Source organism: Streptomyces barringtoniae (assembly GCF_020819595.1).
In the GTDB taxonomy this organism is placed as follows: Bacteria; Actinomycetota; Actinomycetes; order Streptomycetales; family Streptomycetaceae; genus Streptomyces; species Streptomyces barringtoniae.
Genome location: NZ_JAJHNP010000006.1, coordinates 444,920 through 457,027, shown reverse-complemented (window position 1 = coordinate 457,027; position 12,108 = coordinate 444,920). Strand labels below are relative to the sequence as shown.

General features: G+C 72.2%; 8 protein-coding genes. 7 read left to right on the top strand and 1 reads right to left on the bottom strand.

The annotated features are described in order from the left end of the window. Positions 1-15: 15 nt before the first annotated feature. The 5 genes from LMU33_RS13665 (at position 16) to holA (ending at position 6,377) form a co-directional block, all read left to right on the top strand. Positions 16-1,269, top strand: a complete 1,254-nt coding sequence (locus LMU33_RS13665) for a ComEA family DNA-binding protein (protein WP_228620442.1) — start codon at positions 16-18, stop codon at positions 1,267-1,269. Between the two features lie 161 nt (positions 1,270-1,430). Then, positions 1,431-4,070, top strand: coding sequence for a ComEC/Rec2 family competence protein (locus LMU33_RS13660; RefSeq protein ID WP_228620517.1), 2,640 nt, complete (start codon positions 1,431-1,433; stop codon positions 4,068-4,070). A gap of 28 nt (positions 4,071-4,098) precedes the next feature. Next, a complete protein-coding gene (locus tag LMU33_RS13655; protein WP_228620440.1) occupies positions 4,099-4,932 on the top strand; it encodes an arylamine N-acetyltransferase family protein in 834 nt (277 codons plus the stop codon). 122 nt (positions 4,933-5,054) lie between these two features. Next, positions 5,055-5,300 carry a hypothetical protein gene (locus LMU33_RS13650; protein WP_228620438.1) on the top strand — a complete coding sequence of 82 codons (246 nt, stop codon included), beginning with the start codon at positions 5,055-5,057 and terminating at the stop codon, positions 5,298-5,300. Between the two features lie 87 nt (positions 5,301-5,387). Beyond that, positions 5,388-6,377 carry a DNA polymerase III subunit delta gene (holA, locus tag LMU33_RS13645; protein ID WP_228620436.1) on the top strand — a complete coding sequence of 330 codons (990 nt, stop codon included), beginning with the start codon at positions 5,388-5,390 and terminating at the stop codon, positions 6,375-6,377. A 1,062-nt stretch (positions 6,378-7,439) separates the two neighbouring features. Here the strand turns inward: holA and rpsT are convergent. Beyond that, the gene (gene rpsT / locus LMU33_RS13640; RefSeq protein ID WP_067006864.1) at positions 7,440-7,706 is read right to left on the bottom strand and encodes a 30S ribosomal protein S20; all 267 of its coding nucleotides are present in this window, start codon (positions 7,704-7,706) and stop codon (positions 7,440-7,442) included. A 226-nt stretch (positions 7,707-7,932) separates the two neighbouring features. On the opposite strand from rpsT, the gene lepA reads away from it, so the two are divergent. After that, positions 7,933-9,807, top strand: coding sequence for a translation elongation factor 4 (gene lepA, locus LMU33_RS13635; RefSeq protein ID WP_228620435.1), 1,875 nt, complete (start codon positions 7,933-7,935; stop codon positions 9,805-9,807). Positions 9,808-10,078: 271 nt separating this feature from the next. After that, positions 10,079-11,953, top strand: a complete 1,875-nt coding sequence (locus tag LMU33_RS13630; RefSeq protein WP_228620433.1) for an AMP-dependent synthetase/ligase — start codon at positions 10,079-10,081, stop codon at positions 11,951-11,953. The last annotated feature ends 155 nt before the right edge of the window (positions 11,954-12,108 follow it).

Below are 12,108 nucleotides of genomic sequence, written 5' to 3'. Positions count from 1 at the left end.
TCCCATCCTCGTCGCATGGCACTTCGATCACGTTCACGCACAGCCACTCCGACCAGCGGCCCCGGCCGTGGCCCCACCTCCGACGGCCGCATCCGCCACCGCCGCGGCATCGACCGCGGCCCCGCCCGCCACCGCCCGTCGGCGCCGGCCGAGGAACTGCGCCGCCGAGCGGAACTCCTCTTCGGCGAACGAGCCGTGAGGTGGCGGGAGTCGGGAAACGGACCGCCGGACGGGGAGGGCGCCGAGAGGACGGCGGCCGCGAGGGCGACCGAGGCAGCGACCGGCGCGGCACCCGAGACGGCGACAGGGGCGGCTACGGCATGGGCCACGGGCCGGGCGCCCGGGCTGAGCCCGGCGAGGACGGTGACGGCCGAGATCACGCCTGCCCCGACCGAGCCACCGCACACCGTGCCGGCTGATGGCTCGACCCCGACGCCGACGCCGACGCCGACACTGACGTCGACTCCGGTTTCGGCGCCGAGCAGGGCCTACGACCCCGAACCAGCCGGCACCGTCAGCCCGTTGGAGTCGCCCGGCCCCGTCGGCCCCGGCTGGCGGGAGCGGATCGGGTCGGCATTGCGGGAGCGGATGCCGGTGTGGTTGCAGGTGCGGTGCGGGGTGGAGCGGCGGGGAGCCGTGGCACTCGCCGTGGTGCTCGTGGCCGCAGCGGTGCTCGCCGTTCAGTACTTCTGGGCCGGGCGGACCGAGTCCGTGAGCGCCCCTCAAGTGGTACGCGCGGCGGCGCCGTCCACCAAGGCGGACACGCCCTACGCCAAGAAGGAGGACGATGCGAAGGCCGGTGCGGGCGCCTCGGCCACGCCGGGCGGGCAGATCGTCGTGGACGTCAGCGGCAAGGTCCGCAACCCGGGGATCCAGCGGTTGCCGGCCGGTTCCCGGGTGGCCGACGCGCTGCGGGCGGCCGGCGGCGTCCGTCCGGGTGTGAGCATCGAGGGGCTCAACCGGGCCCGCTTCCTGGCCGACGGCGAACAGGTCGTCGTCGGCGCGCCCGCCGGGGCGGTGGCCCCACCCGGCACTTCGGCGGGGCCGGCCTCGGGACCGGCGGGGGCGGGCCCCGCGGCGCCCGTCTCCCTCAACACGGCCACGGCGGACCAGCTCGACACGCTGCCGGGAGTCGGCCCCGTCCTCGCTCAGCACATCCTCGACTACCGCACCCAGCACGGCGGTTTCCGCTCGGTGGACGAACTGCGCGAGGTCAACGGCATCGGCGACCGCCGCTTCGGCGATCTGCGGAACCTGGTACGGCCATGAGCCGCACGATCGTCGACGGGCCGCCGGAGCCCGGAAGGACCCGCGTACTCGCGCCTGCCCGGCGAGCAGACGCGCGGTCAGAAGATCCGGGAACCGACGGTGCCGTGGTCCGCGACAACGGTGCGGACGGGACCGCCGCTCGCGGTGAGCGGGCGGGCCCCATGGACCTGCGCCTGGTGCCGCCCGCGCTCGCGGCCTGGGGCACGGCGGCCGTCACACTGGACACCCCGGCGGGCTGGACGGCCGGGATCGCGGTCGCCTGCCTGGTGGGCGGAATCGCTCTGTTGGCGGCACGAAGGTCGCCACGGCCCGCACAGTCCGTACCGGCCGGGCCGGTCACACGGAGAGCGCAGGCCGGGAGGCCGCTCGGGCGGTTCGCCTGGGCACGTGCCTCGTTCGCCGCCGTGCTGCTGTGCGTTTCCGCCTCGGCCGCCTCGGCCGGACTGCACGGCGCGGACCTGCGGCGCGGACCGGTGCCCGAGCTGGCCCGGCGGTACGCGACCGTGACCGCCGAGGTCGAGCTGAGCGGCGACCCCTGGCTGAGCCGGCCACGGGTGCGCGGCGATCACGCCGCGCCGCTCGCGGTACTGGCCCAGGCGGAGGTGCGGCGCGTCGAACAGAGCGACGGGACGAGCGTGCGGACGCGGACTCCGGTGCTGCTGGTCGTCGACGCGGATGCTCCGGCACCGGAAGGGACGGCTGCCCGGAACGGCCCCTCTACAGCAGACGGAAGCGCGGCGCGGTCCGCTGCCCCGGTCCCGCGGGGCACGAAGGGCTACCGAGGCGACCAGCGCGCCCGCAGTCCGCGGGGTGCGCGTGATGCATGGCTCGGGTTGTTGCCGTCCACGCGGCTGCGGGTCGCCGGGCGGCTGGCGCCCGCGCTGGCGGGTGGGGAGCGGACCGCGGCCGTCCTGCGGGTGCGTGGCCGGCCGGGGCCGCGGATCGTGGCGGGGCCCAGCGGCCCTCAACGGCTCGCGGGACGGCTCAGGGCCGGACTGCGGGAGGCGACCGACGGTCTGCCGGGGGACGCGCGGGCGCTCCTTCCCGGGCTGGTCGTCGGGGACACCGCACGGATCACGCCCGAGCTGGACGAGGCGTTCAAGGACACGGACCTGGCGCACACGCTCGCGGTGTCCGGCAGCAACCTCACCGTCCTGCTCGCGCTGCTCATCGGGCCGCCCGGACTGGCCCGGCTCGTCGAACGCCGTGGCCTCGCTCCGCGCCTCGGGCTCTCCTTGCGGGCGACCGCACTGCTCGCCGGAGCGCTCACGTCGGCATTCGTGGTCGTGTGCCGGCCCGACCCCAGTGTGCTGCGGGCCGCCGCCTGCGGTGCGGTCGCGCTGCTGGCCCTGGCCACCGGGCGCCGCAGATCCCTGATCCCGGCGCTCGCCACGGCCGTTCTGCTGCTGGTGCTCTACGACCCGTGGCTGGCACGCAGCTACGGCTTCCTGCTCTCCGTGCTGGCCACCGGCGCGCTGCTGGTCCTGGCACCGGGCTGGAGCGAGGCGCTGCGGCGGCGCCGGGTGCCGCCGAGGCTCGCGGAGGCGCTGGCGGCGGCCGCCGCGGCACAGGCGGTGTGCGGCCCGGTCACGGCGGTGCTGTCGGCGCGGGTGAGCCTGGTGGCGGTGCCGTGCAACCTGCTGGCAGAGGTGGCGGTGGCACCGGCGACCGTGCTGGGGTTCGCGGCGCTCGCGACGGCACCGGTGGCCATGGCACCGGCCAAGGCGCTGGCCTGGTGCGCGAGTTGGCCCGCCGACTGGATCGCGGGTGTGGCCCGGACGGGGGCGGCGTTGCCCGGCGCGGGAGTGGACTGGCCGGGGAGCTGGCCCGGGGCGCTGCTGCTGGCGGCGGTCACCGTGGTCGTCGTCCTGGCGGGGCGGCGCCTCATGCGGCACCCGTGGTGGTGCGGGCTGCTCGGAGTGCTGCTCCTGCTGGCGGTGGTACGGCCGGCCCCGCTGACCCGGGTGATCACGGGCTGGCCACCGCCGGGCTGGCGGTTCGCGATGTGCGATGTCGGGCAGGGCGACGCCACCGTGCTGGCAGCGGGCGAGGGAGCCGGAGTGGTCGTGGACGCCGGCCCCGATCCGGTGCTGGTCGACCACTGTCTGCGGCAGCTGGGCATCACGCGCATCCCGCTTCTGGTCCTGACCCACTTCCACGCCGACCATGTCGCGGGACTGCCCGGGGTGCTGCGGGGCCGTTCGGTGGCCGCGATCGAGACCACGGGCTTCGAGGAGCCCGCCGACGAGGCCGAGTTCGTCAGAAGGGAGGCGGCGGCGCGCCACATCCCGGTCACGCGCGCCGTGGCGGGAGAGGAGCGGCGTGCCGGAGAGCTGTCCTGGCGGGTCCTGTGGCCCCCGCCGGGCATCCGGCCACCCCGGGACACGCAGACCCCCGCCTGGCCGGGCCCGGTGCCCGAGCCGGAGGATCCGAACGACGCCAGCGTCGCGATGCTGGTGCGCTCGGGCGGGCTGCGGCTGCTGTTGCTGGGCGACCTCGAACCGCCGGCCCAGCAGGCGCTGGTGCGATCACCCGTGGCGGCCGAGCTGGCCGGTGTGGACGTCTTGAAGGTGGCCCATCATGGCTCGGCCTACCAGGACCCCGAACTGATACGGCTCGCGGCACCCCGGGTGGCGCTCATCTCGTGCGGCGCTGACAACCCCTACGGTCACCCGGCACCGGCGACCGTGGCAGCGCTGCGGGAGGGCGGGGCGCTGGTGCTGCGCACCGACCGGGACGGGGAACTCGCGGTCGGAGGGACGGGAGGGACGGGCGGGGAGTTGCGGGTGGCGAGAGACTGAGGACCAGGTGTTCGCCCAGACTGGGTCCATGAACTCAAGCCAGGCCGAGGCCTATCTCCGCCGGATCGGGGCCGAGCACCCGCAGAAGCCCACCGGCCGGGCGCTGCGCGAACTGCAGCTGCGCCACCTGCGGACCGTCCCCTTCGAGAACCTGTCGATCCACCTCGGCGAGGAGATCGTGCTGGAGGAGGAGCGGCTGCTGGACAAGGTGATCGGACGCGGGCGGGGTGGCTTCTGCTACGAACTGAACGGCCTGTTCGGCGCGTTGCTCACCGCCCTCGGCTACGAGGTCGACCTGCTCGCGGCACGCGTGTACGGCGACGAGGGACGGCTCGGCATCCCGTACGACCATCTCGCCCTGCGGGTGCGGACGGTGGAGGGAGACACCTGGCTCGCGGACGTCGGGTTCGGGGCGCACAGCCACTATCCGCTGAGGTACGCGGAGCGCGAGGAGCAGGTCGACCCCGGCGGGGTGTTCCGGGTGGTCGAGGCCGGCCCGGACGCGGCCGGGGCGAGCGGCGGCCCGGCCGGGGACGGGGACCTGGACGTCATACGGGACGCGAGGCCGCAGTACCGGCTGGAGACGCGGCCCCGGGCGCTCGGGGACTTCGTGGCCGGGGCCTGGTGGCACAGCACCTCGCCGCTGTCGCACTTCACCCGGTCGCTGGTCTGCTCACGGGTCACCGAGGACGGGGGAAGGGTCACGCTCAGCGGGCGGGTGCTGACGACGACGGCCGGCGACGGTGCGCGCGGTACCCGGGAGCTGGAGACGAACGAGGAGGTGCTGACCGCGTACCGGGAGCGGTTCGGCATCGAGCTGGACTGCGTGCCGACTGTGCGAGACCGGAATCCGAGCCCCTGATCCGGATCAGTTCCGAGCTTGTGCTGATTCCCGCGATATGGGCGCGGCCCCTGTTGCCTTCTGCCCGTACCCGAGGCCTCGCCTGGCGGTTCGGTTCACCTGCGGTGCCGGAGAATGGGCCCGTGAGCGATGTGAGACACGTGCTGGTGCTGCCCGACCGGGATGCCGCCGAGGAGGTGGCGGGGGCGCTCGGGGAGCGGTTCGGGCTGGACGAGGAGCCCCGGCTCGTCCGGGACGCGCTGGCCGGCGAGGACGACGCCGAGGACGCGCAGTGGCTGGTGGTCCTGCGGGACGAGGACGCACGGCTTGATCCGGCCGAGCTCGACGAGTTCGCAGCGGAGTGGGACGGCTGGCGTGAGGAGCCGTGACCCCGAGGCGGACTCCGGGTCCTGTCCGGGACCGGTCGGGGTGCCGGGGCCGGTTCGTTGTCAGTGCCGCGTGGGATGCTGTCGGTGATGGCCAGGAAGACTGCGAATGACGACCCTCTCGCCCCGGTGACGCTCGCCGTGGGCCAGGAGGACCTCCTGCTCGACCGTGCCGTGCAGGAGGTGGTGGCCGCCGCCAAGGCCGCCGACGCCGACACGGACGTACGCGACCTCACCCCGGACCAGTTGCAGCCCGGCACGCTCGCCGAGCTCACCAGTCCTTCGCTCTTCGCCGAGCGGAAAGTCGTGGTCGTACGCAATGCGCAGGACCTGTCCGCCGACACGGTCAAGGACGTGAAGGCATATCTCGGGTCGCCCGCCGAGGAGATCACGCTCGTGCTGCTGCACGCGGGCGGGGCCAAGGGCAAGGGGCTGCTCGACGCCGCGCGCAAGGCGGGAGCGCGGGAGGTGGCCTGTCCGAAGATGACCAGGCCGGCGGACCGGCTGGCCTTCGTGCGAGGGGAGTTCCGCTCCTTCGGGCGATCGGCCACGCCTGAGGCGTGCCAGGCGCTGTGCGACGCCGTCGGCAGCGATCTGCGGGAGCTGGCCTCGGCGGTCTCCCAGCTGGTCGCCGACGTGGAGGGGACGATCGACGAGGCGGTCGTCGGGCGGTACTACACCGGCCGTGCCGAGGCCTCCAGTTTCACGGTCGCCGACCGGGCCGTGGAGGGGCGTACGGCGGAGGCGCTGGAGGCGCTCAGATGGTCGCTGGCGACTGGCGTGGCGCCGGTGATGATCACCAGTGCGCTGGCCCAGGGCGTGCGGGCGATCGGGAAGCTGTCCTCCGCGCGCGGGGGGCGGCCGGCCGATCTGGCCCGGGAGCTGGGGATGCCGCCGTGGAAGATCGATCGGGTGCGACAGCAGATGAGGGGGTGGACGCCGGACGGGGTCGCGGTGGCGATGCGTGCCGTTGCCGAGGCCGACGCCGGGGTGAAGGGCGGGGGCGACGATCCCGAGTACGCCCTGGAGAAGGCGGTCGTGACGATCGCCCGGGCAGCGCGGTCGAGAGGCCGGAGCTGACCGCCGCCGCGCCGTCCTGGCCGGACCGGCTCCGGCCCGGGGCTGCTCCGCCGATGCCCCAGGGCGCACCGGCACCGGCCCAGGGCTCCGCAACGCAACGACAGGGCTGAACTGGGCGCCGCTCCGGGTTGCTCCGCCGCCGACCTGGGCCCACCGGCACCGGCTCCGGCCCGGGGTTGATCCGCCGACGACGCAGCGCGAACTCGGCGCCGCCCTGCGCTGATCCGGCGCCGCCTGGGGCCGATTCGGCATCGACCAGGTCTGCTCTGGCGTCGACCTGGAGCTGACCGCCGCCGCGCCGACCTGGGCCGGACCGGCTCCGGCCCGGGGCTGCTCCGCCGATGCCCCAGGGCGCACCGGCACCGGCCCGGGCTCCGCAACGCAACGACAGGGCTGAACTGGGCGCCGCTCCGGGTTGCTCCGCCGCCGACCTGGGCCCACCGGCACCGGCCCGGCTGATCCGCCGACACTCCAGGGCGCACCGGTACCGGTCCAGGGCTGCTCCGCCGACGACACAGCGCGAACTCGGCGCCGCCCCGCGCTGATCCGGCGCAGCCCGAGCGGATTCGGCATCGACCCGGGCTGCTCCGACGTCGCACCCGGCTGCTCCGGCCCCGTCCCGGGACCACTCGGCGCCGACCCGGGTGGGTTCGTCGCCGACCTGGGTGGGTTCGTCGCCGACCTGGGTGGGTTCGTAGCCGACCCGGGCGGGTTCGTAGCCGACCTGGGCGGGTTTGGCGCCGATCCGGGAGGGGCAGCCCAGTCGGCCGGGAGTAGCAGCCCAGTCGGCCAGGAGTAGCAGCCGCAGAGGATCCTGGGCGTTGGCCGCAGGCGGCGCAGCGCGAGCCGTTCTGCGCGGCCCGGTCGTCGAAGGGAAGGGCGCATGCCGAAGGCCCCGGTGGCCGCCCTGGGGAAGGGAGGGTGCCGGGGCCTTCGGATCAAGCTGGTGGACTCGCACCCGCGTGGCGAACGCAGGCCGCGTGCGAATCCGGGGTGCCGGGCGGGAGCGGATGAGAGAGGGCCCGCTCTGGGTCCTTCCGGCGGTCAGATCAAAGAGGAGGTTCAGCCCTTGAGGGACGTGACCTTGGAAGCAAGCGCCGACTTCTTGTTGGCGGCCTGGTTCTTGTGGATGACGCCCTTCGAGACGGCCTTGTCGAGCGCACGCGCGGCAGCGCGCTGCAGCTCGGTGGCCTTCTCGACGTCACCCGCGGCAGCGGCCTCGCGGGCCTTGCGGATCGCGGTCTTCAGGGAGGACTTGACGGCCTTGTTGCGCAGCCGAGCCTTCTCGTTGGTCTTGATCCGCTTGATCTGGGACTTGATGTTCGCCACGAAGGAGCCTTTTCAGGTTCTGGTGCGGGGCCGCGCGGGTCCCGTACCGGTGATCCAAAATTTCTCGGACGTGCCTCGCGCTGAGAGGGCATGAGGCACAGCCATCTACAGTACCAGTGGCCCTGCGAGCGGCCCAAAACGGTGCCCGGTCCCTCCGCGTGGGACCATGGAGACTACGTATCGATCCGACCCGAGGCATAAGGCGCCTCAAGAGACAGGACCCTGCGTGCCCGCGACCCCTAACCATGTGCCCGAGCCGAGCCGTACCGCCCCGGCTCTGATCCGCAATTTCTGCATCATCGCGCACATCGACCACGGCAAGTCCACACTCGCCGACCGGATGCTCCAGCTGACCGGTGTGGTCGAGCAGCGGCAGATGCGTGCTCAGTACCTCGACCGGATGGACATCGAGCGCGAGCGCGGCATCACGATCAAGTCCCAGGCGGTGCGTCTGCCCTGGGCCCCCACCGAGGGCCCCGACCAGGGCACGACCCACATCCTCAACATGATCGACACCCCGGGGCACGTCGACTTCACCTACGAGGTCTCGCGGTCGCTCGCCGCTTGTGAGGGGACCATCCTCCTCGTCGACGCCGCCCAGGGCATCGAGGCTCAGACCCTCGCCAACCTCTACCTGGCGATGGAGAACGACCTCACGATCATCCCCGTACTGAACAAGATCGACCTGCCGGCCGCCCAGCCGGAGAAGTTCGCCGAGGAGCTGGCGAACCTGGTCGGCTGCGACCCGGAGGACGTCCTCAAGGTCTCCGCGAAGACCGGTCTCGGGGTCGACGCGCTCCTGAACAAGGTCGTCAAGGAGATCCCGGCACCGGTCGGGGTCGCCGACGCGCCCGCCCGCGCGATGATCTTCGACTCCGTCTACGACTCCTACCGCGGTGTCGTGACGTACGTCCGTGTCATCGACGGCCAGCTCAACAAGCGCGAGCGCATCAGGATGATGTCGACCGGCGCCACGCACGAGCTGCTGGAGATCGGCGTCAGCTCGCCCGAGATGCTGCCGGCCGACGGCCTCGGCGTCGGCGAGGTGGGTTACCTCATCACCGGTGTGAAGGACGTCCGGCAGTCCAAGGTCGGTGACACCGTCACCAGCCAGAGCAAGGGGGCGACGGAGGCGCTCGGAGGGTACAAGGACCCGAAGCCCATGGTCTTCTCCGGTCTGTATCCGCTCGACGGCTCCGACTACCCCGAGCTGCGCGAGGCCCTGGACAAGCTGCAGCTCAACGACGCCGCGCTGGTCTACGAGCCGGAGACCTCCGCCGCCCTCGGCTTCGGCTTCCGTGTCGGCTTCCTCGGTCTGCTGCACCTGGACGTGATCCGGGAGCGGCTGGAGCGCGAGTTCGGCCTCGACCTGATCGCCACCGCCCCCAACGTGGTCTACCGCGTGGTCATGGAGGACGGCAGCGAGCACACGGTCACCAACCCGAGCGAGTTCCCCGAGGGCAAGATCAACGAGGTCTTCGAGCCGGTCGTGCGGGCCACCATCCTCGCGCCCACCGAGTTCATCGGCTCGATCATGGAGCTGTGCCAGACCCGGCGCGGCACCCTGCTCGGCATGGACTACCTCTCGGAGGACCGTGTCGAGATCCGCTACACGCTGCCGCTCGCGGAGATCGTCTTCGACTTCTTCGACCAGCTGAAGTCCAAGACCCGCGGCTACGCCTCCCTCGACTACGAGCCCACCGGCGAGCAGACCAGCTCCCTGGTCAAGGTCGACATCCTGCTGCACGGCGACAAGGTCGACGCGTTCTCCGCGATCACCCACAGGGACCAGGCGTACGCGTACGGCGTGCGGCTCGTCGCCAAGCTCAAGGAGCTGATCCCGCGGCAGGCCTTCGAGGTGCCGGTGCAGGCCGCCATCGGCTCCCGGGTCATCGCCCGCGAGACCATCCGCGCCATCCGCAAGGACGTTCTCGCCAAGTGCTACGGCGGTGACATCTCCCGTAAGCGGAAGCTGCTGGAGAAGCAGAAGGAAGGCAAGAAGCGGATGAAGATGGTGGGTTCCGTGGAGGTTCCGCAGGAAGCCTTCATCGCCGTCCTGTCCAGCGATGACAGTGCGGGGTCGGCCAAGGGCAAGAAGTAACCAGCGGTAACAACGGGTTACGTCCATAAACGGGACACAAGGGGGTCCGTCGCGCAAAAGCGCGGCGGGCCCCTACGCGTGCGTAGCGTCGCTCTGCGTGGAAAGTGACAGGCCGAAGCCCCTTACGCAGCGGCCGGTCGCGGCTTACTCTGATCCCTGCTCGATAGTTACTCGCGAGTTAAACAACGTGAAGTACCCGCACGAACCCCCACCGTGAGTTAACCCAGCCGCACCGAGTCAGCCGCACCGTCGCGGGCCCCCGGAGGATGTCGTGAGCGACACACAGACCTTGATCGAGAACCGTCCGCCGTCCGTGGCGGCCCTCTTCCTGGAGCGCGTGGCGGCCACACCGGACGCCGAGGCCTACCGGTACCCGGTGCCTCCTGCGTCCGGCCAGGGCCCCGACGACTGGAAGTCGCTCAGCTGGGCGCAGGCGGCCGAGCGCGTGTACGCGATCGCGGCCGGCCTCATCGAGCTGGGCGTGCAGCCCGAGCAGCGGGTGGCGCTCGCCTCCTCCACCCGGGTGGAGTGGATCCTCGCCGACCTCGGCATCATGTGCGCCGGTGGCGCCACGACCACCGTCTACCCGCAGACCAACGCGGACGAGTCCGCCTTCATCCTCTCGGACTCCGAGAGCCGGGTGCTGATCGCCGAGGACGCGGCCCAGGTCGCCAAGGCGCTCGAGAAGCGCGCCGAGCTGCCCGAGCTGACCAAGGTCGTCGTCATCGACGCGGCGGGCGCGGAGACGAGCGACTGGGTGATCACGCTCGCGGAGCTGGAGCGGCGCGGAGCGGCCTACCTGGAGACCCACCCGTCGCTGATCAAGGAGCGGGTCGGCGCGATCAAGAAGGAACAGCTCGCCACCCTCATCTACACCTCCGGCACCACCGGCCGCCCCAAGGGAGTCAGGCTCCCGCACGACAACTGGGCGTACATGGCGAAGGCGATCGCCGCGACCGGCCTTGTCACCATGGACGATGTGCAGTACCTGTGGCTGCCGCTCGCGCACGTCTTCGGCAAGGTGCTCACCTCCGGCCAGATCGAGGTCGGCCACGTCACCGCCGTCGACGGCCGCGTCGACAAGATCATCGAGAACCTTCCGGTGGTGCAGCCGACGTACATGGCGGCCGTGCCGCGCATCTTCGAGAAGGTCTACAACGGCGTCGCCGCCAAGGCCCGCGAGGGCGGCCCGGCCAAGTACAAGATCTTCCAGTGGGCCGCCGAGGTCGCCCGCGAGTACGCCAAGGTGAGCCAGGACAACTTCCGGCGCACCGGCACCGCCGCGGTGCCCTTCAGTCTCGGCGCCAAGCACAAGGTCGCCGACACCCTCGTCTACGGCAAGCTCCGCGAGGCCTTCGGCGGCCGGCTGCGGGCCTGCGTCTCCGGCGCCTCCGCCCTCGCGCCCGAGATCGGCTACTTCTTCGCCGGCGCCGGCATCCACATCCTGGAGGGCTACGGGCTCACCGAGTCCTCCGCCGCCTCCTTCGTCAACCCCGGCGAGGCCTACCGCACCGGCACGGTCGGCAAGCCGCTGCCCGGCACCGAGGTGCGCATCGCCGACGACGGCGAGATCCTGCTGCGCGGCCCCGGCATCATGGAGGGCTACCACGGGCTGCCCGAGAAGACCGCCGAGGTGCTGGAGACCGACGGCTGGTTCCACACCGGCGACATCGGCGAGCTCTCGCCCGACGGCTATCTGCGCATCACCGACCGCAAGAAGGACCTCATCAAGACCTCCGGCGGCAAGTACGTCGCCCCGGCCGAGGTCGAGGGCCAGTTCAAGGCGGTGTGCCCGTACGTCTCCAACATCCTGGTGCACGGCGCCGACCGGAACTACTGCACCGCCCTCATCGCCCTGGACGAGATCGCCCTCCTGGACTGGGCGAAGGAGAACGGGCTGGGGGGCAGGCCGTACGCGGAGGTCGTCGCCGCGCCGCAGACGGTGGAGATGGTCGACGGGTACGTGCAGCAGCTCAACGCCGGGCTCCAGAAGTGGCAGACGATCAAGAAGTTCCGGCTGCTGCCGCGGGATCTCGACGTCGAGCACGGGGAGATCACGCCGAGTCTGAAGCTGAAGCGGCCCGTGGTCGAGCGGGAGTACAAGCACCTCATCGACGAGATGTACGCCGGGACGAGGGAGAAGTAGGGCGCTTTCCGCAGGGGCGGGGGATCGTAGGCGGCCGCGGGTTTCCGTGGCCGCTCGGCCCCATGCGGCGGAGCCGCATCTCGGGTACCGCCCCCGCCCCTGGGTAAGTTGCGCTCACCGGCGTTCGAAAGTGGCCGTCTTCTGTCCACTTCAGT